This window comes from Cupriavidus sp. SK-4 (assembly GCF_000611125.1).
In the GTDB taxonomy this organism is placed as follows: domain Bacteria; phylum Pseudomonadota; class Gammaproteobacteria; order Burkholderiales; family Burkholderiaceae; genus Cupriavidus; species Cupriavidus necator.
The window spans coordinates 43,643-64,696 of record NZ_JFJW01000069.1 but is presented as its reverse complement, the minus strand read 5'-3'; the positions used below and the strand labels follow the sequence as shown (position 1 = coordinate 64,696).

Genomic DNA, 21,054 nt, shown 5'->3' with positions numbered 1-21,054 from the left:
CATGGACATGACCCTCGACCAATCACCGGCCGCCGCTGCGGTGCAGCGCTCGCCCGGCTACTGGACCACGGTCGGCCGGCGCCTGCTGCGCAACCGGCTGGCCATGCTGGCTGCGCTGGTGCTGCTGGGGCTGGTGCTGATGGCGCTGTTCGCCCCGGCACTGATGCCGGCCGACCCGTACGCGGCATCGATCCTCAAGCGCCTCAAGCCGATCGGCACCGAGCACTTCCCGCTCGGCACCGACGAGCTGGGACGCGACATGCTGTCGCGGCTGATGCTGGGCGCGCGGCTGTCGCTGTTCATGGGCATCACGCCGGTGCTGCTGGCCTTTGTCATCGGCAGCGCACTCGGCATCGTCGCCGGCTATGCCGGCGGCTGGACCAACACCGTGATCATGCGGCTCACCGACGTCCTGTACGCCTTCCCGTCGGTGCTGCTGGCGATCGCGCTGTCGGGCACGCTGGGGGCGGGCGTGGGCAATGCGCTGCTGTCGCTGACCATCGTCTTTATCCCGCAGATCGTGCGCGTGGCCGAAAGCGTGACCACCCAGGTGCGCAACCGCGAGTTTGTCGATGCGGCGCGTGCTTCCGGGGCGTCGTCGCTGACCATCGTGCGCGCCCATGTGCTCAACAACGTGCTTGGTCCGATCTTCGTCTATGCCACCAGCCTGATCTCGGTGTCGATGATCCTGGCCTCGGGGCTTTCCTTCCTGGGCCTGGGCGTCAAGCCGCCCGAGCCGGAGTGGGGCCTGATGCTCAACACGCTGCGCACGGCCATCTACACCCAGCCATGGGTTGCCGCCCTGCCCGGCGCCATGATCTTCCTGACCTCGGTCTCGTTCAACCTGCTGGCCGACGGCATCCGCTCGGCCATGGAAATCAAGGACTGAACCATGCCAGCACTGATGCAGGCCCCTTCCTTACAGTCCGGCCGCGACGTCGGCGGCCCGGCCCAGCCGCTGGTGATCGCCCACCAGCTGGTCAAGCACTTTCCCATCAAGTCCGGTCTGCCTGGCCTGCGCGCGCGTGCCGCGTCGGTGCGCGCGGTCGATGGCGTCAGCTTCGACGTGCTCAAGGGCGAGACCCTGGGCGTGGTCGGCGAGTCCGGCTGCGGCAAGTCCACCACCGCGCGGCTGCTGATGCAGCTGACGCAGCAGGACAGCGGCGAGCTGATCTTCGACGCGCAGGGCGTGGGCTCGGCCCAGCTGCCGATGAAGCAGTTCCGCAGCCAGGTGCAGATGGTGTTCCAGGACAGCTATTCGTCGCTGAACCCGCGCCTGACCATCGAGGAATCGATCGCCTTCACGCCTCGCGTCCATGGCGTGCCGGCGCGCGAAGCCACCGAGCGCGCCCGCTACCTGCTGCAGCGCGTCGGGCTGGATCCGGCACGTTTTGCCGGGCGCTATCCGCACGAGCTGTCGGGCGGGCAGCGCCAGCGCGTCAACATTGCCCGCGCGCTGGCACTGCGCCCGCGGCTGGTGATCCTGGACGAGGCGGTCTCGGCACTGGACAAGTCGGTGGAGGCGCAGGTGCTGAACCTGCTGCTGGACCTGAAGGCCGAGTTCGACCTGACCTACGTCTTCATCAGCCACGACCTCAACGTGATCCGCTACCTGTGCGACCGCGTGATGGTGATGTACCTGGGCAAGGTGGTGGAGATCGGGGATACCGAGACCCTTTATCGGCAGCCGGCGCACCCGTACACGCGCGCGCTGCTGGCGTCGATGCCGTCGATGGACCCGGACCGCCGCACCGCGGTCGCGCCGCTGGCGGGCGATCCGCCCAATCCGATCAACCCGCCGCCCGGCTGCAGCTTCCATCCGCGCTGCGCCATGGCGCAGGACGTGTGCGCGCGGCGCGAGCCGCAGCTGACCGACCTGGTGGCCGGGCATCCGGTCGCCTGCCTGCTGGCCACCGCGCCCTGAGGAGCCCACCATGTCCACCACCCCACAAAGCACACCCGGCGCGCCGATGATCTCGGTGCGGGACCTGCACGTCACCTTCTCCGGCGGCGGCAAGACCATACGCGCCGTCAACGGCGTCTCGCTCGACGTGGGCGCCGGCGAGGCCGTGGCCCTGATCGGCGAATCCGGCTCCGGCAAGAGCGTCACGCTGCGCGCACTGATGCGCCTGCACCCGCCGCGCCGCACCCGCATGGCAGGCCAGATCCGCGTCGACGGCGCCGACGTGATGGCGCTCGACCAGCGCGCGCTGGCCCGGCTGCGCGGCGGCACCATGGCGATGGTGTTCCAGGAGCCGCTGCTGGCGCTGGACCCGGTCTACACCGTGGGCCAGCAGATCGTCGAATGCATCCGCACCCACGACAAGGTCTCGGCCGCCGAGGCGCGCAAGCGCGCGCTGCAGGCGCTCGAGTCCGTGCGCATTCCCAGCCCGGAGCGGCGGCTGGCGGCATATCCGCACGAGATGTCGGGCGGCATGCGCCAGCGCGCGATGATCGCGCTGGCACTGTCGGCGCGGCCCAGGATCCTGCTGGCCGACGAGCCCACCACCGCGCTGGACGCCACCGTGCAGATCCAGGTGCTGATCCTGCTGCGCGAGCTGCAGCGCGAACTGGGGCTGTCCATTGTCTTCGTCACCCACGATATCGGCGCCGCGGTGGAGATCGCCGACCGCGTCGCGGTGATGTACGGCGGGCGCATTGTCGAGGAAGGCCCGATCCGGACCCTGCTGCGCGCGGCGCGCCACCCCTACACCATCGCCCTGCTGCAGAGCCGCCAGCATGGCATGGACCGCGGCCAGCGGCTGCAGGCCATCGGCGGCGCCCCGCCCGACCTGGCCGCGCTGCCGCCGGGCTGCACCTTCGCGCCACGCTGCCCGCATGCGCGCCCGCAATGCCTGGCCGAGGTGCCGCGGGCGGTCACCGTCGGCACCGGCCACCGCGTCAGCTGCGTGCTGGCCACCGAACCCGCGGTCGCCACCGCGGCATGACCCCCATTCCAGAACCCCAACGTATTCCAGGCCCCCCATGACGCTTGCCACCCATCCTGCCCGTGCCTTCATGCCGTACCCTCAGATTGCGGTCCCACACGCCGCCAGCGGCCCGCTGCAGGGCCTGAGCTTTGCCGTGAAGGACCTGTTCGACGTTGCTGGCTATCCGACCGGCGGCGGCAATCCGCACGTGCTGGCGCGCTCGGGCATCAAGCCCGCGACCGCGCCGGCGGTGCAGCGGCTGCTGGATGCCGGCGCCGCCTTCGTCGGCAAGACCCATACCGACGAGCTGGCCTTCTCCATGAACGGCCAGAACGCCCACTACGGCCGCCCGGTCAACGGCGCGGCACCGGACCGCATCACCGGCGGCTCGTCGTCGGGCTCGGCCTCGGCGGTATCGAACAGTTTGTGCGACTTTGCGCTGGGTTCCGACACCGGTGGCTCGGTGCGCGCGCCCGCCAGCCATTGCGGCCTGTTCGGCATCCGCCCCACGCACGGGCGCATTTCGCTGGAGCGCTGCCTGCCGCTGTCGGAGAGCCTGGATACCTGTGGCTTTTTTGCGCGCGACATCGGCACCTTTGCACGCGTGGCCGAGGTGCTGTTCGGCGCGGACCCGGCGCCGCTGCCGGCCGCACCGCGGCTGCTGTCCGCGTCCGACCTGTTCGGCCAGCCGACCCCGGAAGCCCGCGACGCGCTGGCGCCGGCTGTCGCCCGGATCGAAGCCGCGCTGGGCCACGCCGCGCCAGTCACCGTAGCCGACCGGCCGCTGTCCGAGCTGTGGTGGGCGTTCCGCTACGTGCAGGGCTGGGAGGCATGGCACTGCGACGGCGAACTGATCGAGCAACACGGACTGGAGCTGGGTGCCGATGTCGCGGCACGCTTCGCCTTCTCGAAGGCCGTCACCCGCAGCCAGTTCGACGAAGCCAGCGCCGTGCGCCGCGACTTCACCGCGCACCTGGGCCGGCTGCTGGGGCAGGACGGCGTGCTGGTGCTGCCGACCATGCCCGATATCGCACCGTTGCGCGCAGAGCCGATCGAATCCCTGGAGACCTACCGCAACCTCGCCGCCCAGACGCTGTGCCTGACGCCGCTGAGCGGCTTCCCGCAGTTGAACCTGCCGCTGGCCGGCCGCGACGGCGCACCGCTCGGCATCTCGCTGCTGGGGCCGGCGGGCAGTGACCGCAGCCTGGTCGCTCTGGCGGAGCGGATCATGGCGCACCAGGCATGAACCAGTAACGCAAGGGCCACGCGGGTGGGCACACAGCGCCCCACCCGCATCAGGTGGCCCGCCACCCGAAGGCGCCGCCAGCCAGCCCGGCGCTCCTACAATGCCGTGATCGCATTGGTCCGCCGGCCCGCGCCGCACGGACAAGAGGAGCCCAGCATGTCCCCGGCCGGAGCCGCGCCAGCAGAATCCGCCCGCCAGTCCGCCACACCTGCCTTTGCGGTCACGCCGACCAAGCTGGTGCCGCCCCGCGGCGCCCGCCCGCTGATGCCGCGCGACACGCTGCTGGCGCGCCTGGCCGAGGCGCGGCGCCAGCGCTGCGTGGTGATCCAGGGACCGGCCGGCTGCGCCAAGACCAGCACGCTGGCGGCGTGGCGCCAGGCCCTGCTGACGCTGGACTTCGACGTCGCCTGGCTGTCGCTCGCCCCGGAAGACAACAGCGTCGCGGCCTTCTTCAACGGCGTGGTCGCCAGCCTGGCCACCGTGGATCCGGCCATCGTGCGCGATGCCTGGGTGCTGATGGGCCGCGACGGCCACCAGTCCGCGGTCGAGCACTGGGTGATCACGCTGGTGCGGGCCATCGGCGCACGCCGGCGCGAGCTGGTGCTGATGCTCGACGACGTCCATCACCTGGACGACCCCGGCGTGGTGCTGGCGCTGCGCTGGCTGCTCGACTACGCGCCACCGCAACTGCACGTGGTGCTGGCCTCGCGCACCGCGCCGCCGCTGTCGCTGGCGCGGCTGCGCACGCAGGGGCTGCTGTCGTCATTCGGGCTGGCCGACCTGCGCTTCTCGGCACAGGAATCCGCCCGCTTCCTGCAGGAACAACTGGGCCACGTCGACGCCCGCGATGCCGGCCGGCTGCATGAACTCACCGACGGCTGGGCCGCCGGCCTGCAGCTCTTTGCCATCGACCTGAAGGGCAAGCGCGGCGGATCGTACAACCCGGTCCAGGTGCGCGACGCACAGACCTTTGCCAGCTATTTCGAGCGCGAGGTGCTGGTGCGGCTGACGCCGGACGACCTCGGCCTGCTCACCCGCATGGCGCTGTGCCACCGCTTTTGCGGCGCGCTGTGCGCCACCCTGCTGGGCCGGCCCGAAGCCGCCGCCGAGATCACCGCGCGGCTCGCGCACCTGGCGCGCGACGACCTTTTCATCGCGCAGATCGGCAACGACAGCGATGGCGAAGCCTGGTACCGCCTGCACCCGCTGTTGCGCGAGGTGCTGCTTGGACGCCTGGGCGGGCTGCCGCACGGCACGCAGGCCGCGATGCACGCAGCGGCCTGGCAGTGGTTCAACACGCATGGCGACGTCGACGAGGCCGTGCGCCATGCGGTGCTGGCCGGCGACAGCGCGGCCGCCGCCGACATGGTGCACGGCCGCGCGCACGGCCTGCTCGCGCGCGGCGAACTCAGCCAGCTGGCCGCGCTGGTGCGGCAACTGCCGGCCGAGCAGATCCGGGCCCGCTTCGGCCTGCTGCTGGTCCAGGCTCACCTGCAGATGTATGCCGGCGATGCCGAGGGGCTTCAGGACAGCCTGCAGCGGATGCGGGCCCAGGCCGGGCGCCTGGGCCCGCGCGAGCACTATGCGCTGGCGATATTGCAAGGCAGCATGGCGCTGCTGCGCGATGACTCCGATGCCGTCGCCAACCTGCTGCCGACGCTGCAGCGCGTGCCCGCCGGCGCTGACGACTTCACCCTGACCGGGCGCGGCAACATCCTGTCGTGGATGCATATCTACCGCGGCGAATACGACCAGGCGCGGCGCGTGATCGAGGATGGCGCACCCTGCGACGGCGCGCCGCGCGGCACGCTGCTGGGCCGCTGCATGGGCGGCATGACGCACGCGGTCGAGGGCCAGGTGCTGGTGGCCGAACGCGTCCTGCATGACGTGCTGGCCGACGCCGAGCAGCGCGGCGCCGCCTGCGCCGGCGTGGCCTGCATGGCGGCCGCGCTGCTGGGCGAGACCCTGTACGAACTCAACGATGTCGAGGCTGCCGCCAGCCTGCTCGATGCCCGCATCGATGTGCTGGTGCGCATCTCGATCCCAGACACCGTGCTGCGCGCGCTGCTGGCGCTGTCCTGCAGCCGCTGGCACGCCGGCGACCACGCCGGTGCGCTGGCGTGCCTGGACCGGCTGGAGCGCTACGGGCAGCGCCACCGGGTCGACCGCCTGGTGGCCGGGGCCCTGTCGCTGCGCTCGCGCCGGCTGCTGGACGACGGCCATGTCGACGCCGCCGACGACGCCCTGCTGCGGCTGGAAACGCTGGCAGCCCGGCATGCCGGCGCGGTGCGCAGCACCGCCTGGGAAGTGCGGGTCCACGCCGACCTGGCCCGCATCGGCATGTGCCTGCACCACAACGATTTCGACGGCGCGCTGGCGCGCCGGGAGCCGCTGGCCGCGCTGTCCGAGGCCGGCGGGCGCTGGTCCCGCGTGGCCACCTTGCGCGTGCTGATGGCGCTGGCCCACCAGGGCCGCCGCGATCCCGCCGCCGCGCGCCGGCAGCTGGTCGACGCGCTGCGCATCGGCCACCGCCACGGGCTGGTGCGCAGCCTGCTCGACGCCTCGCCGCAGGTGCCGGCCATGCTGGCGGCGCTGGCCGGCGATGACAGCCTGGACCCGGTGCTGGCGTTCTACGCGCAGCGCCTGGCCGACGCCGCCGGTACGGGCGCGTCCGCCAGTCCCGCTCCCTCGCCGGCCGCCCAACTCGCGCGCCTGGCCACCCTCAGCGAGCGCGAGCAGGAGGTGCTGGGCCTGCTGGCGCAGGCCATGCCGAACAAGAAGATCGCGCGCATCCTCAACGTGTCGCTCGACACGGTCAAGTGGCACCTGCGCAATGTCTACGCCAAGCTGGAAGTCACCGGACGTGACGAAGCCGTGGCCCGGCTGCGCGACGCCGGTGCCCTGCCCACCCCCTGATCTACCCCACCTACACCACCGGTGTAGGGACTTCCCACCCGCCCCCGGCCACACTGGTTCCAACGAGGCAGCGACACCGCTGCCGTCCACCAGTCAGACCGGGAGCCATCGATGGAAATCATCCGCAACGTCTATCGCGAAGACCACGAGATGTTCAGGGAAACCGCGCGCCGCTTCTTCGAGCGCGAATGCCTGCCGCGCCAGGCCGCCTGGGACCAGGCCGGCTGCGTCGACCGCGAGACCTGGCTCAAGGCCGGCCGCGAAGGCCTGCTGTGCGTCACCGTGCCCGAGGAATACGGCGGCGGCGGCGGCGATTTCGGCCACTCCGCCGTGCTGGCCGAGGAATACCACCGTTCCGGCATCTCCGGCCCGAGCTTCTCGGTGCATTCGGACATCACCGCGCCCTACATCGTGCGCCTGGGCACCGAGGAACAGAAGCGCAAGTGGCTGCCCGCGATCTGCCGCGGCGAGAAGATCCTGGCCATCGCCATGACCGAGCCCGGCAGCGGCTCCGACCTGAAGTCGATCCGTACCAGCGCCGTGCGCGACGGCGACGAGTTCGTCATCAACGGCAGCAAGACCTTCATCTCCAACGGCCTGAACGCCGACATGATCGTGGTGGTCTGCAAGACCGATCCGGCGGCGGGCGCCAAGGGCGTGAGCCTGATCATGGTCGAGGCCGAGCGCGCGGGCTTCCGCCGCGGGCGCAAGCTGGAGAAGGTCGGCCAGCATGCCGCCGACACCGCCGAGCTGTTCTTCGACAACGTGCGCGTGCCGGTCACCAACCTGATCGGCAACGAGAACGGCGGCTTTATCCACCTGATGGAAGAACTGCCGCAGGAACGCCTGATCATCGCCGTCTACTGCGCCGCCAAGCTGGAGCGCCAGCTTGAGCTGACGCTGCAGTACGTGAAGGACCGCCGCGCCTTCAACCAGACCGTGTGGGACTTCCAGAACACCAAGTTCAAGCTGGCCGACGTCAAGGCCCAGGCCGTGGCGGTGCGCACCATGGTCGACTACTACATCGGCAAGCACATGGTGCAGAAGCTGTCGCTGCAGGAGGCGGCCATCGCCAAGCTGTACGCCACCGAGACCCTGTGGAAGTGCATCGACGACATGGTGCAGCTGCACGGCGGCTACGGCTACATGCTCGAGTACCCGATCGCGCGCGCCTTTGTCGACATGCGCGTGACCCGCATCTTCGGCGGCACCAGCGAAGTGCTGCGCGACCTGATCGCGCGCAAGCTCTGAGCCCCTTTTTCGAAACCTCCTTCAGGAATCCATCATGAGCGAGAAAGTCCTGGTTGCCGGCGTCGGCATGATCCCCTTCGCCAAGCCCGGCGCAAGCCTGAGCTACACCGAAATGGGCGCCGAGGCCACGCGCCGCGCACTGGCGGACGCCGGCATCGGCTACGAGCAGGTGCAGCAGGCCTTTGCCGGCTATGTCTACGGCGACTCCACCTGCGGCCAGACCGCGCTGTATGAAGTCGGCATGACCGGCATCCCCATCATCAACGTCAACAACAACTGCTCGACCGGCTCGACCGCGCTCTACCTGGCGCGCAAGGCGATCGAGAGCGGCGATGCCGACTGCGTGCTGGCGCTGGGCTTCGAGCAGATGCAGGCCGGCGCGCTGAAGTCGCACTGGGATGACCGCCCCGTCACCCGCGCCCGCTTCCAGCCGATCATGCACGGGCTGACCGCCGACATGGCGCACCTGCCGCAGGCCCTGCGCACCTTCGGCGGCGCCGGCCGCGAGCATATGCAGCGCTACGGCACCCGCATGGAAACCTTTGCCGCGGTGCGCGCCAAGGCCAGCCGCCATGCCGCCAACAACCCGCTGGCGCTGTTCCGCAAGGTCGTCACCACCGAAGACGTGATGAACGACGTGGAACTGCTGCCGGGCGTGATGACGCGCCTGATGGCCTGCCCCCCGACCTGCGGCGGCGCAGCGGCGATCCTGGTGTCCGAGCGCTTTGCCCGCCAGCACGGCCTGCGCACCGGCGTGCAGATCGTGGCGCAGGCGCTCACCACCGATCCGCCCGCCTCGTTCGACCCGCCGTCCATGCTGAACTACGTCGGCACCCACATGACGCGCGCGGCGGCCAACAAGGTCTACGAGCACGCCGGCATCGGCCCCGAGGACGTCGACGTGTGCGAGCTGCACGACTGCTTCGCGCACAACGAGGTGATCTCGTACGAAGCCCTGGGCTTCTGCCCCGAAGGCGGCGCCGAGAAGTTCGTCATGGACGGCGACAACACCTACGGCGGCAAGGTGGTGGTCAACCCGTCGGGCGGCCTGCTGTCCAAGGGGCACCCGCTGGGCGCCACCGGCCTGGCCCAGTGCTACGAACTGACGCACCAGCTGCGTGGCACCGCCGAGCATCGGCAGGTGGCAGGCGCAAAGCTGGCACTGCAGCACAACCTCGGCCTCGGCGGCGCCTGCGTGGTGACGCTGTATGGCAAGTACTGAGCCCCGGACCGCACCAAAGCAATGACGTGGCGCGCCGGCAGCATCGTGCTGCCGGCAGTGCCCCGCAAGGAGACCGCCATGAAACGTTCCACGCTTTCCCGCCTGCTGGGCCTTGGCCTGGCCTGCGCGATGCTGCTGCCGGCACTGCCGGCAAGCGCCGCCGACAGCTTCCCCTCGCGTCCGCTGCGCTTTATCGTGCCCCTGACGCAGGGCAGCGGCTCGGACACCGTCACCCGCTTCGTCGCCGATCTGGTGGGCAAGGACCTGGGCCAGCCGGCCGTGGTCGAGAACCGCCCCGGCGCCGACACCATCATCGCAGTGCAGAGCCTGCTCAACGCCCCGGCCGACGGCTACAGCATCCTGATGATCTCGCCCAGCGCCATGGTCATCAACCCGCTGGTCAACGACAAGCTGCCCTACGACCCGCGCGACATCCGCCCGCTGGCTGCCGCGATCCGCGCTTCGGCGGTGCTGGTCACGGGCGCCAATTCGCCCTACAAGAGCTTTGCCGACGTCCTCGCCGCCGCGCGCAGGAAGCCGCATACGGTCAGCCTGGCCAACTACAGCTACCACTATCGCCTGGGCGGGCTGCAGCTGCAGCAGATGGCGGGCATCGACCTGAACCACATTCCCTACAAGGGCGCGGCGCAGGTGCAGACCGACCTGATGGGCGGCGCGGTGGACCTGGCCCTGCTGGATGTCGGCGGCGCCCTGCCGCTGCTGCGCGCCGGCAAGCTGCGCCCGCTGGCCGTGACCACCCGCGCGCGCCATCCCGAACTGCCCGACGTGCCGACCGTGCGTGAAAGCGGCGTGGCCAACTATGAGCTGTCGGTGTGGATCGGCTTTGGCGTCAGCAGCAAGACGCCCGAGCCGATCGCGCAGAAGCTCGAGGCGTCGCTGCTGAAGGCGCTGGGCACGCCGGAGTTCCGCAATTTCGCCGCGCGCACGGCCTATGCCGAAGTGCTGGCCGAGCCGGGCAGGCAGATGCGCGCCATGATCGCCTCGGAGCGGGTGCGCTACGGGGAACTGGTCAAGAAGTACGACGTCAGCGCGCGCTGAAGGCGCCGCCCTGCACAACCCAGAGAACAGGATTCACCATGTCACAGCTTTGCAAGGATCGCGTGGTCGTCATCACCGGCGCCGGCCGCGGCATCGGGCGCGAATATGCGCTGGAGTTCGCCCGCCAGGGCGCGAAAGTGGTCGTCAACGATCTCGGCGGGCGCGGCGAAGGCGGCGGCGCCGCCAGCGGCCCGGCCCAGGAAGTGGTGGCCGAGATCCGCGCCGCCGGCGGCGAGGCCATCGCCAGCTTCGACGACGTGGCCGACTGGGCCGGCGCCGAGCGCATGATTCGCGCCGCCATCGACACCTTCGGCGGCCTCGACGTACTGGTCAACAATGCCGGCATCCTGCGCGACCGCACCCTGGTCAACATGACCGAGGAAGACTGGGATTCAGTGATCCGCGTGCATATGCGCGGCACCTTTGCGCCGTCGCGGCACGCAGCCGCCTACTGGCGCGAGGAATCGAAGGCGGGGCGCCAGCGCGCCGCGCGCCTGATCAACACCAGCTCGTCGTCTGGCCTGTACTGCAACGCCGGCCAGTCCAACTACGGCGCGGCCAAGGCCGGCATCGCCGCGATGTCGGTGATCGCCGCGCGCGAGCTCGATCGCTACGGCGTCACCGTCAACGCGATCTACCCGACCGCGATGAGCCGGCTGACCGAAGACATCTTCGCCAGGCGCCGCGCCGAGTTCACCGCCGGCGCCGCGCCGGGCTTCGATCCGCTCGATGCCGGCAACGTGGCGCCGCTGGTGGCGTGGCTGGGCAGCGTCGAGTCCGGCGACGTCACCGGGCGCGTGTTCGGCGTGCGCGGCGGGCGCATCACGGTGGCCGAAGGCTGGCACGCCGGCCCGCGCATCGAGAAGTCAGGCCGCTGGGACGCCGCCGAGCTTGGCCAGCTGATTCCCGCGCTGGTCCGCCAGGCCGCGGCCAATGCCGACACCTCGGGCGAGATCCCCGCCGCCTGATCACCGCACTGAGCACCGCACCATGAACCCGACCCCCAAGTACCTGGGCGATCACGCCGCCCTGAACCCCGAGAAGCCTGCCGCCATCAACGGCACCACCGGCGAGGTCCTGAGCTACGGCGAGCTGGACCAGCGCTCGAACCGCTTTGCCCAGTACCTGTACGCGCTTGGCCTGCGCCGCGGCGACCATATCGCGATGGTGCTCGAAAACAATATGCGCTGCTTCGAGCTGTGCTGGGCAGCGCTGCGTTCCGGGCTGCTGATCACCCCCGTCAACCGCTTCCTGACCGCGCCCGAGGCCGGCTACCTGATCGAGGACAGCCAGGCGCAGGTGGTGGTGACCTCCTACGCGATGCGCGAGCTGGCCGCCCAGCTGACTGACCTGATGCCGACCTGCCGCAGCCGGCTGATGGTGGACGGCACCATTCCCGGCTGGGACAGCTACGAAGCCGCCATCGCCGCGCACCCGGCCGGGCGCCTGGCCGAAGAATGGATGGGCGCGACCATGATCTACAGCTCCGGCACCACCGGCCGGCCCAAGGGCATCGTGCGCGCGCAGCCGCAGGGCCATGTGACCGAAGGCTCGGGCTCGCCGCGCCGGGCCCAGTTCGTTCGCTATGGCTTCGATGCCGATACCATCTACCTGTCGCCCGCGCCGCTGTACCACACCGCACCGCTCGGCTACGGGCTGGAGACCCAGTTCGGCGGCGGCACCGTGGTCTTCATGGAGAAGTTCGACGCGGTCGAGGCGCTGCGCATGCTCGAGCGCTACCGCGTCACCCACAGCCAGTGGGTGCCGACCATGTTCATCCGCATGCTCAAGCTGGAGCCGGCGCAGCGCGAGGCCTTCGACCTGTCCAGCCACCGCGTGGCGATCCACGCGGCCGCGCCCTGCCCGCAGGAAATCAAGCGCGAGATGATCGCCTGGTGGGGACCGATCGTGCACGAGTACTACGCCGCCACCGAAGGCAACGGCGTGGCCACGCTGAACACGGCGGAATGGCTGGCGCACCCGGGCTCGGTCGGCAAGGCGCTGGTGGGCGTGTTGCATATCTGCGACGAGGACGGCAACGAACTGCCCTGCGGCGAAAGCGGGCTGGTGTACTTCGAGCGCGAAGTCCTGCCGTTCCACTACCACAACGATCCGGAGAAGACCCGCGCCGCGCAGCACCCGCGCCACCCCACCTGGACCTCGGTGGGCGACATCGGCCGGATGGATGAAGACGGCTACCTGTACCTGACCGACCGCAAGGCGTTCATGATCATCTCCGGCGGCGTCAACATCTACCCGCAGGCGATCGAGGACGCGCTGGTGGTCCATCCCAGCGTCGGCGACGCCGCCGTGATCGGCGTGCCCAACGCGGAGATGGGCGAAGAGGTCAAGGCCATCGTCGAACCGGCCGCGGGCATCGCGCCGTCCCCCGAGCTGGCCGAGGCCCTGCTCGAATACCTGCGCGGCAAGGTGGCGCGCTACATGGTGCCGCGCTCGATCGACTTCACCGACGCCATGCCGCGGCTGCCCACCGGCAAGCTGTACAAGCAGGCCCTGCGCGACCGTTACTGGAAAGCCCAATGACCGTGGCGGCTGCCGCCACCTAGGAGTACGACGTGAGCCAATTGCTGGACGCCTTCCGCCTGACCGCGCTGCCGCCCGCGGCGGAAGCCTTGCGCGCCGAAGTCAGGCGCTTCCTGGCCGAGCACCTGCCAGCCGCCAGCGCCGATATCCGCGCGCGCTCGTGGATGGGTTTCGATGCCGGTTTCAGCCGCCGGCTGGCGCAACGCGGCTGGGTTGGCGTGACGCTGCCGGCCAGCTATGGCGGCGCCGGCATGGATGCGTTCCACCGCTTCGTGCTGGTGGAAGAGCTGCTGGCCGTTGGCGCCCCGGTGGCCGCGCACTGGGTCGCCGACCGCCAGAGCGGCCCGCTGATCCTGAAGTACGGCACGCCGGCGCAGAAGGACTTCTACCTGCCGCGCATCTGCAATGGCAGCGCCTTCTTCTGCATCGGCATGAGCGAGCCCGACTCCGGCTCGGACCTGGCCAGCGTGCGCACCCGCGCCACGCGTTGCGATGGCGGCTGGCGCCTGAGCGGGCGCAAGATCTGGACCACCAACGCGCACCATTGCCACTACATGATTGCGCTGGTGCGCTCGTCGGGGGTGCCGGAAGACCGCCAGAAGGGGCTGTCGCAGTTCATCATCGACCTGGCCGCGCCCGGCGTCACGGTGCGCCCGATCGTCGACCTGACCGGCGACGCGCATTTCTCCGAGGTCACCTTCGACGACGTGTTCCTGCCCGGTGACGCGCTGGTCGGCGCGGAAGGCGGCGGCTGGGAGCAGGTCACGGCGGAACTGGCGTTCGAGCGCAGCGGCCCGGAGCGGCTCTATTCCAGCATCGTGCTGGTGGACCGCTGGGTGCAGGCGCTGCGCGCCGGCGAGCCCTCGGACGCCGATGCCGCCAATGCCGCACTGCTCGGCAGCTTCGTGACCCAGCTGGCCACGCTGCGCAGCCTGTCGGTGGCCGTGACCGCGCGGCTGGCGCGCGGCGAAAGCCCGGTGGTGGAAGCGGCGCTGGTCAAGGACCTGGGCACGGAATTCGAGCAGTCCATCCCCGCCCTGCTCGAAGCCGTGACCAGCGCCGACCCCGGCGCCGCGCCGGACCCGGAGCTGTACCGCACGGTGGCTTTCCTGAGCCAGATCTCACCCACCTTCTCGCTGCGCGGCGGCACCCGCGAAGTGCTGCGCGGCATGATCGCCCGCGGCCTCGGCCTGCGCTGAGCCAACCAGACTTCCAGAGGGACGACATGTTTACCGAAGCCATCGAAGACATCCTGCGCGACCAAGCCACCCACGCCGCGCTGCGCGCCATCGAGGGCGGTGCGACACCCGCGCCGCTGTGGGCGGCTCTGGCCGATGCCGGCTTCCTGGAGCTGATGGCGCCGGAATCCGCGGGCGGCGCGGCCCTGCCGCTGCAGGCGGTCGGACCGGTCTTCACCCTCTTCGGCAGCCACGCGCTGCCGCTGCCGGCGGCGCAGGCCATCGCTGCCCGCGCGCTGCTGGCGCCCACGGGCAAGGCGGCGCCGGCAGGCATGATCACGCTGGCCGGCCAGTGCGCGCGTGGCGCCGACGGCACCATCACCGCACCGCTGCTGCCCTATGGCGCGATCGCGGACTGGGTGCTGGCCAACGTGGAAGGCGGCATGCTGCTGCTCGATGCGTCGCAGGCATCGCGCCAGCCGTCCGGCGTGCACGGCAGCCTGGCGGCCACGCTGACATGGGCCGCGCGGGACCTGCCGGGGCCGGTCGGCGACCATGGCGAGCGCGTGCGCGACTTCAGCGCCTCCATCCACGCGGCCGCGATGGCGGGCGCGATGGGACGCGTCTTCGACATGACGCTGCAGTACTGCAACGACCGCTCCCAGTTCGGCAAGTCGATCGGCAAGTTCCAGGCCGTGCAGCACCAGCTCAGCGTGATGGCGCAGCATGTGGCGGCGGCGGGGATCGCTGCGGAGCTCGCCTTTGCCGGCGACGGCCCCTTTCCCGCCCGCATGCCGGTGGCAATCGCCAAGGCCCGCACCAGCATGGCGGTGCCACTGGTCGCCGCCAGCGCGCACGCCCTGCACGGCGCCATCGGCGTGACCGAGGAATACGACCTGCAGCTCTACACCCGGCGCCTGCACGAGTGGCGCATGGCGGATGGCTCCGAGGCGTACTGGAACCGCCTCGCCGGCCAGGCCCTGCTGGCGCAGCCGCAGGCAACCATTACCGACTTCGTGCGCGAGACGCTCGCGGCCTGACCCCCTGCCTCCCCATGCAAGCCACGTTCCGTACCCGCATCACCGAGCTGCTGTCGATCCGCCACCCGATCCTGCTGGGCGGCATGCATCACCTGGGGGAATCGCGCATGGTCGCGGCCATGGTCAATGCCGGCGCGATGGGGTTCATCACCGCGCGCTCGTTCGACTCGCTGGCCGCGCTGCGCGACGACCTGCGCCGCTGCCGCGACCTGGCCGGCGGCCAGCCATTCGGGGTCAACCTGACGCTGGCGCGCCGGCCGGAGCAGAACCGCAACGTCCAGGCGTGGATCGATGTGGCGCTCACCGAAGGCGTGCGCTGCTTCGAGACCGCCGGCGGCCCGCCCGAGGGCCTGGTCGATCCGATCCACCAGGGCGGCGGCATCGTGATCCACAAATGTCCCAGCGTGCGCCACGCGCTGAGCGCCGAACGCATGGGCGTGGATGCGGTGACGCTGGTCGGCATGGAAGAAGGCGGGCATCCGGGCGCGAACCAGCTGCCCACCTTCGTCAACGGCGCCTTTGCGCTGCCGCAGCTAAGCGTGCCGCTGCTGCTGGGCGGCGGCATCGGCAATGGCCGCCAGATCGCGGCCGCGCTGGCCATGGGGGCAGACGGCGTGGTGATGGGCAGCCGCTTCATGGTCGCGGCCGAGATCCGCGCGCATGCGGCGCTCAAGCAGCGCATCGTCGACTCCGACCAGCACTGCTCCACCGCCATCCTCGGCTCGCTGGGCGACACCTGGCGGGTGCTGGCCAACGAAACCGCGCGCGAAGTGCAGCGCCTGGAGGCTGCCGGGGCGCGCAGCCATACGGAGTTCGGCGACCTGATCCTGTCGTCGCGCACGCGCCAGCGTGTCTATGCCGATGGCGAGGTCGATGCCGGCATCGTCTCGCTGGGACCGGCCGGCGGCTTCTGCGACGCCATCGAGCCGGCCGCGCAGATCGTGGCCGGGCTGATGGCGGAGGCGTCGCGGGCAGCCTCCGCCTTTACACAAACCTTTGAGCGAGCCCTCTCCGCAAACAGCCGCGCAGCGTGAACCGCGCGGCGCTTCAGCTTGCCAGCGCCGACACCCCGCCCTCCGGCCGCTTGACGCGGAACCACGCCGCGTACAGCGCCGGCAGGAACAGCAGCGTCAGCACGGTAGCAATGATCAGCCCGCCCATGATCGCCACCGCCATCGGCCCCCAGAACATCGAGCGCGACAGCGGGATCATCGCCAGCACCGCCGCGGCGGCGGTCAGGATGATCGGCCGGAAGCGGCGCACCGCGGCTTCGACGATGGCGGTCCACTGCGGCACACCGGCGCTGACGTCCTGCTCGATCTGGTCGACCAGGATCACCGAGTTGCGGATGATCATGCCCAGCAGCGCGGTGATGCCCAGCTGCGCCACAAACCCCATCGGCGCGCGCAGCAGCAACAGCGTGGCGGCGGCGCCGATCAGGCCCAGCGGGCCGGTCAGGAACACCATGGTCGCGCGCGAGAAGCTGTGCAGCTGCAGCATCAGCAGCGTGAAGATGATGAAGATGCACAGCGGCAGCTGCGCCGCGATGGAGGCGCCGGCCTTGCCGCTCTCTTCTTCCGCGCCGGCCACGGTGATGCGGTAGCCCGGCGGCAGCTGCGCGCGCAGCTTGTCGAGTTTCGGGTTGATCTGCGCGGTCACCGTCGGGCCCTGGATGCCGTCGACCACATCGGACTGCACGGTCACGCCGAAGTCGCGGTTCTCGCGCCACACCACGCCCGGCTCAGAGCGCAGCGTCACGCGCGCCACCTGCGTCAGCGGCACCATGCGCCCGGTGTTGGTCGGCACCAGCATGTTGTTCAGGTCCGAGATCGCATCGCGCTCATTGCGCGGGGTGCGCATCAGGATGTCGATCAGCTTGTCGCCGTCGCGGTACTGGCCCACCGGCACGCCGCTCAGCACGGTCTGCGTGACGCGGGCAATGGCATTGGTGGTCACGCCCAGTGCGCGCGCCTTGTCCTGGTCGATCTCCAGGCGCAGCATCTTGACGTTCTCATTCCAGTTGTCGTTGACCCCGACGGTGTTGGGGTTGGCGCGCATCTCGGCCTTGATCTGGTCAGCCAGCTGGCGCACCCCGGCGGCGTCCGGCCCGATCACGCGGAACTGCACCGGATAGGCCACCGGCGGCCCGTTGGGCAGCAGCTTGACGCGGCCCCGCAGGTACGGGAACTCGGCATCCATCAGCTTGATGATGCGGCGGCGCAGCGCGTCGCGCACCTCGGTGCTGACCGGCATCACGATCACCTGCGCCACATTGGTCTGCGGGAAGATCTGGTCCAGCGGCAGGTAGAAGCGCGGCGCGCCGGTGCCGACGAAGGTGGTCAGGCTCTCAACTTCCTTGTCCTTGCCGACCAGCTGCTCAAAGCGCTTGGCCTCGGTTTCCATCTGGGCAAAGCTGGTGCCCTCGGGCATCCACAGCTCCACCATCAGCTCTGGACGGCTGGAATCCGGGAAGAACTGCTTCTCGACAAACTTGAAGGCGTAGATGCCCAGCGCAAAGGCCACCAGCGTGATCGCGATCACCACCTTGCGCCAGCTCACGCACCAGTCCACCAGCCGGCGGAAGCGCGCATAGAACGGCGTGTCGAAGACCTCGTGGGCCTCGCCCGCACCCGGGCCGCGGGTCTTGAGCAGCAGGTAGCCCAGGTAGGGCGTGAAATAGACCGCCGCCAGCCACGACAGCACCAGTGCCAGCGCCGTCACCGCAAAGATCGCGAAGGTATATTCGCCCACCGTCGAGCGCGCCAGGCCCACCGGCAGGAAGCCGGCCGCGGTGATCAGCGTGCCGGTCAGCATCGGCATCGCGGTGGAGGTATAGGCGAAGGTGGCCGCCTCCATCTTGGAGAAGCCCTCTTCCAGCTTGCGCACCATCATCTCGACCGCAATGATGGCGTCATCCACCAGCAGCCCCAGCGCCACGATCAGCGCCCCCAGCGAGATCTTGTGCAGGCCAATGCCGAAGATATGCATGAACAGGAAGGTCACGGCCAGCACCAGCGGGATCGTCAGCGCCACCACCAGCCCGGGACGCACATCCAGCCGCAACGGCCGCGTATGCAGACCCAGCGCGATGAAGCTGACCGCCAGCACGATCACCACCGCCTCGATCAGCACGCGCACGAACTCGCCGACCGAGCGCTTGACGGCTTGCGGCTGGTCCTGCACCTGGTCCATCTCGATGCCCACCGGCAGCTGGCCGCGCAACTGGTCAAAGGCCGTGCGCAGGTTCTTGCCCAGCTCGATGATGTCGCCGCCCTTCTGCATCGAAATGCCCAGCCCGATCACGTCCTTGCCGTTGAAGCGCATGCGCGTCTGGGTCGGGTCGACATAGCCGCGGTAGACGTGCGCGATGTCGCCCAGGCGGATGTTGGCGATGCCGTTGGGCCCGCGCAGCACCAGGTTCTCCAGGTCTTCCACGCTGGCGAACTGGCCCGACAGGCGCACCTGCAGGTTGTCGGACGGGGTGACCAGCACGCCGCTGCCGGTCAGGTTGTTCTGCTGCGAGATCTGGTCGGCGATGGCATTGATATCCAGCCCCAGCTGGGCAAAGCGCGCCTGGTTGAACTCGATGAAGACCTTCTCGTCCTGCAGGCCGATCAGCGACACCTTGGCCACCGACGGCACGCGCAGCAGTTCCTGGCGCACCAGGTCGGCGTACTCGCGCAGCTCCTTGTAGTTGAAGCCGTCGGCCGAGAGCGCGTAGATGGTGCCGTACACGTCGCCAAACTCATCATTGAAGAACGGCCCGCGCACGCCCGCGGGCAGCGTCTGCTGGATATCGCCGATCTTCTTGCGCACGGTGTACCAGACCTGCGCGGTCTCCTTCGCCGGCGATGTGTCCTTGAGCTGGAAGATCACCGTGGTCTCGCCCGGCTTGGAGAAGCTGCGGATCTTGTCCGCATAGGGCACTTCCTGCAGCTGGCGCTCGATCTTGTCCGTCACCTGGACGGCGATCTGCTCGGCGGTGGCGCCGGGCCAGAAGGCCTGCACCACCATCACGCGGAAGGTGAAGGGCGGATCCTCGTCCTGGCCCAGCTGGAAGAACGCCAGCATGCCGCCAAGCAGCAGCACCACCAGCAGGTAGCGGGTCAGCGGCTGGTGCTCGAGCGCCCAGCGCGACAGGTTGAAGCGGGAATGATCCATCCGCTCACCCCTGCTTCGGGGTGGCGGCCGGTGCCGATGCCGGGGCCGATGCAGGCCCTGCCGCAGGCGCGACCGTCTGCAGCGGGCGCACCTTCTGGTCCGCGCGCAGCAGGTGCACCCCGGCGGTGACGATGGTCTGGCCCGGGGCCAGGCCCTGGCGCACCTCGACCTCGTTGCCGATGGCCTCGCCTAGCGTCACCGGCACCGGCTTGACCGTGCCGGCGGCGGCGTCATAGATCCAGACCTGGTTGCGGCCCCCCTCCTGCAGCAGCGCGGTCAGCGGCACCCGGATCGCCGGGGTGGCGCCAGTGCGCATGAAGGTCACCACTGCGGTCATGCCAAGCTTGAGGTCGGCGGGCGGGTTCGGCACCGTCACGCGGGTGGCATAGGTGCGGGTGACCGGGTCGGCCGCCGCGGCAATCTCGCGCACGCGGCCAGGCAGCGTGCGCTGCGGCTCGGCCCAGGTATGGATGGTCACGTCGGTAATGCCGCGCAGCAGGTCGACCTGGTCTTCGGGCAGGCCGATGGCGACTTCCTTCTCTGCCGTCTGCGCCACGCGCACCACCGGCTGGCCGGGCGTCACCACCTGGCCCACCTCGGCATCGATCGCCGTGACCACGCCGTCGGCGTCGGCATGCAGGACCGAGTAGCCGGTCTGGTTGGACTGGCTGCGCAGCCCGGCCTGGGCCTGGCGCAGCCGCGATTCGGCGGCGTCGTAGTTGGCCTGGCGCCGGTGCTGCTCGGCAGCGCTGATAAAGCCCTTGGCGAACAGGTCGTTGTAGCGCTTCAGGTCGGCGGCGGCCAGGTCGCGGTCGGTCTTCGCGGCCTCGAACTGGGCGCGCGAGCCGGCCTCGGCCAGCGACAGGTCGGTGGGATCGAGGCGCGCCAGCGGCTGGCCCTTGCTGACCACCGCGCCCACATCCACCAGCCTGGCGGCGATCTTGCCCCCCACGCGGAAGCCCAGCCGCGACTCCACGCGCGGGCGCACGTCGCCGGAGAACTCGAAGGCGGTCTTGCCGTTGTGCGGGCTCAGCTGCATCAGGCGCACCGGACGGACCTCCGGCGCCGGCTCGGCCTTCTTGCCGCAGCCGGCCAGGGCCAGCAGGCTGGCCGTCAAAAGTGCGGCCACGGTCACGCCTCGACCGAGGCGGTGCGGCGGCATCGTAACGACAGGGGTTTCTGCAGCCGCAACTTCCGGCACTTGGCAAAGCACTGGCATCGGTAGGCAACGAGTCGGATGGGAACAACTGACAAGACTGGCCGGTGACCGCAATCCCCTGCGCCCGGGATGTCGTCGGGGCGGGCGGAATCGCCGCGGGCAGCCGGCATTGGCAATAAATAACTTGCCGGTCAGTAATATAGCGACGACCCCCGGGTGCGTCAAACGGCAGGCGACGAAACCGCTGGAATGAAGACTCAGCTGCCGTTCCGGGCCGGTGAACTGCGTTGACAGGCTGCGGCATGCGCGACCATACCCTGCTCGGCGCGATGCTACAATCCGCCGCGC

At 70.0% G+C, this 21,054-nt stretch carries 15 protein-coding genes; 13 read left to right on the top strand and 2 right to left on the bottom strand.

The window, feature by feature from the left end; translation table 11 throughout:
* Nucleotide 1: 1 nt before the first annotated feature.
* The 13 genes from CF68_RS15255 to CF68_RS15195 all read left to right on the top strand — a co-directional run bounded on the left by CF68_RS15255 (nt 2) and on the right by CF68_RS15195 (nt 16,420).
* A complete protein-coding gene (locus tag CF68_RS15255; RefSeq protein ID WP_035820142.1) occupies nt 2-889 on the top strand; it encodes an ABC transporter permease in 888 nt (295 codons plus the stop codon).
* 3 nt (nt 890-892) lie between these two features.
* Nucleotides 893-1,924: an ABC transporter ATP-binding protein gene (locus tag CF68_RS15250; RefSeq protein WP_051591536.1), complete on the top strand. Its 1,032-nt coding sequence runs from the start codon at nt 893-895 to the stop codon at nt 1,922-1,924.
* Nucleotides 1,925-1,934: 10 nt separating this feature from the next.
* Entirely contained in the window at nt 1,935-2,948 is a 1,014-nt protein-coding gene (locus CF68_RS15245; protein ID WP_035820140.1) for an ABC transporter ATP-binding protein, read from the top strand.
* Between the two features lie 37 nt (nt 2,949-2,985).
* Nucleotides 2,986-4,176 carry an amidase gene (locus CF68_RS15240; RefSeq protein ID WP_035820138.1) on the top strand — a complete coding sequence of 397 codons (1,191 nt, stop codon included), beginning with the start codon at nt 2,986-2,988 and terminating at the stop codon, nt 4,174-4,176.
* Between the two features lie 156 nt (nt 4,177-4,332).
* Nucleotides 4,333-7,092: a LuxR C-terminal-related transcriptional regulator gene (locus tag CF68_RS15235; protein WP_035820136.1), complete on the top strand. Its 2,760-nt coding sequence runs from the start codon at nt 4,333-4,335 to the stop codon at nt 7,090-7,092.
* Between the two features lie 111 nt (nt 7,093-7,203).
* Nucleotides 7,204-8,343, top strand: coding sequence for an acyl-CoA dehydrogenase family protein (locus tag CF68_RS15230; RefSeq protein ID WP_035820134.1), 1,140 nt, complete (start codon nt 7,204-7,206; stop codon nt 8,341-8,343).
* Between the two features lie 34 nt (nt 8,344-8,377).
* A complete protein-coding gene (locus CF68_RS15225) occupies nt 8,378-9,565 on the top strand; it encodes a lipid-transfer protein (protein WP_035820132.1) in 1,188 nt (395 codons plus the stop codon).
* A gap of 78 nt (nt 9,566-9,643) precedes the next feature.
* Complete coding sequence (locus CF68_RS15220; RefSeq protein ID WP_035820265.1) at nt 9,644-10,624, top strand: tripartite tricarboxylate transporter substrate binding protein; 981 nt, start codon at nt 9,644-9,646, stop codon at nt 10,622-10,624.
* Nucleotides 10,625-10,662: 38 nt separating this feature from the next.
* Nucleotides 10,663-11,592, top strand: coding sequence for an SDR family oxidoreductase (locus CF68_RS15215; RefSeq protein ID WP_035820131.1), 930 nt, complete (start codon nt 10,663-10,665; stop codon nt 11,590-11,592).
* 22 nt (nt 11,593-11,614) lie between these two features.
* A complete protein-coding gene (locus CF68_RS15210) occupies nt 11,615-13,168 on the top strand; it encodes an acyl-CoA synthetase (protein WP_035820130.1) in 1,554 nt (517 codons plus the stop codon).
* Between the two features lie 32 nt (nt 13,169-13,200).
* The gene (locus CF68_RS15205; RefSeq protein WP_035820128.1) at nt 13,201-14,367 is read left to right on the top strand and encodes an acyl-CoA dehydrogenase family protein; all 1,167 of its coding nucleotides are present in this window, start codon (nt 13,201-13,203) and stop codon (nt 14,365-14,367) included.
* A gap of 26 nt (nt 14,368-14,393) precedes the next feature.
* Nucleotides 14,394-15,386: an acyl-CoA dehydrogenase family protein gene (locus CF68_RS15200; RefSeq protein WP_035820126.1), complete on the top strand. Its 993-nt coding sequence runs from the start codon at nt 14,394-14,396 to the stop codon at nt 15,384-15,386.
* Between the two features lie 14 nt (nt 15,387-15,400).
* Nucleotides 15,401-16,420, top strand: coding sequence for a nitronate monooxygenase family protein (locus tag CF68_RS15195; RefSeq protein ID WP_035820124.1), 1,020 nt, complete (start codon nt 15,401-15,403; stop codon nt 16,418-16,420).
* Between the two features lie 13 nt (nt 16,421-16,433).
* Here the strand turns inward: CF68_RS15195 and CF68_RS15190 are convergent, their stop codons facing one another.
* Both CF68_RS15190 and CF68_RS15185 read right to left on the bottom strand, forming a co-directional pair.
* Complete coding sequence (locus CF68_RS15190) at nt 16,434-19,547, bottom strand: efflux RND transporter permease subunit (protein WP_035820122.1); 3,114 nt, start codon at nt 19,545-19,547, stop codon at nt 16,434-16,436.
* A gap of 4 nt (nt 19,548-19,551) precedes the next feature.
* Complete coding sequence (locus CF68_RS15185) at nt 19,552-20,766, bottom strand: efflux RND transporter periplasmic adaptor subunit (RefSeq protein WP_035820120.1); 1,215 nt, start codon at nt 20,764-20,766, stop codon at nt 19,552-19,554.
* Nucleotides 20,767-21,054: the final 288 nt, after the last annotated feature.

What these genes read in the sequence shown, in the direction of transcription:
- CF68_RS15255 (WP_035820142.1), top strand. Translation starts at nt 2, where the DNA reads ATGGACATGACCCTCGACCAATCACCGGCCGCCGCTGCGGTGCAGCGC.
- CF68_RS15250 (WP_051591536.1), top strand. Translation starts at nt 893, where the DNA reads ATGCCAGCACTGATGCAGGCCCCTTCCTTACAGTCCGGCCGCGACGTC.
- CF68_RS15245 (WP_035820140.1), top strand. Translation starts at nt 1,935, where the DNA reads ATGTCCACCACCCCACAAAGCACACCCGGCGCGCCGATGATCTCGGTG.
- CF68_RS15240 (WP_035820138.1), top strand. Translation starts at nt 2,986, where the DNA reads ATGACGCTTGCCACCCATCCTGCCCGTGCCTTCATGCCGTACCCTCAG.
- CF68_RS15235 (WP_035820136.1), top strand. Translation starts at nt 4,333, where the DNA reads ATGTCCCCGGCCGGAGCCGCGCCAGCAGAATCCGCCCGCCAGTCCGCC.
- CF68_RS15230 (WP_035820134.1), top strand. Translation starts at nt 7,204, where the DNA reads ATGGAAATCATCCGCAACGTCTATCGCGAAGACCACGAGATGTTCAGG.
- CF68_RS15225 (WP_035820132.1), top strand. Translation starts at nt 8,378, where the DNA reads ATGAGCGAGAAAGTCCTGGTTGCCGGCGTCGGCATGATCCCCTTCGCC.
- CF68_RS15220 (WP_035820265.1), top strand. Translation starts at nt 9,644, where the DNA reads ATGAAACGTTCCACGCTTTCCCGCCTGCTGGGCCTTGGCCTGGCCTGC.
- CF68_RS15215 (WP_035820131.1), top strand. Translation starts at nt 10,663, where the DNA reads ATGTCACAGCTTTGCAAGGATCGCGTGGTCGTCATCACCGGCGCCGGC.
- CF68_RS15210 (WP_035820130.1), top strand. Translation starts at nt 11,615, where the DNA reads ATGAACCCGACCCCCAAGTACCTGGGCGATCACGCCGCCCTGAACCCC.
- CF68_RS15200 (WP_035820126.1), top strand. Translation starts at nt 14,394, where the DNA reads ATGTTTACCGAAGCCATCGAAGACATCCTGCGCGACCAAGCCACCCAC.
- CF68_RS15195 (WP_035820124.1), top strand. Translation starts at nt 15,401, where the DNA reads ATGCAAGCCACGTTCCGTACCCGCATCACCGAGCTGCTGTCGATCCGC.
- CF68_RS15190 (WP_035820122.1), bottom strand. Translation starts at nt 19,547, where the DNA reads ATGGATCATTCCCGCTTCAACCTGTCGCGCTGGGCGCTCGAGCACCAG.
- CF68_RS15185 (WP_035820120.1), bottom strand. Translation starts at nt 20,766, where the DNA reads ATGCCAGTGCTTTGCCAAGTGCCGGAAGTTGCGGCTGCAGAAACCCCT.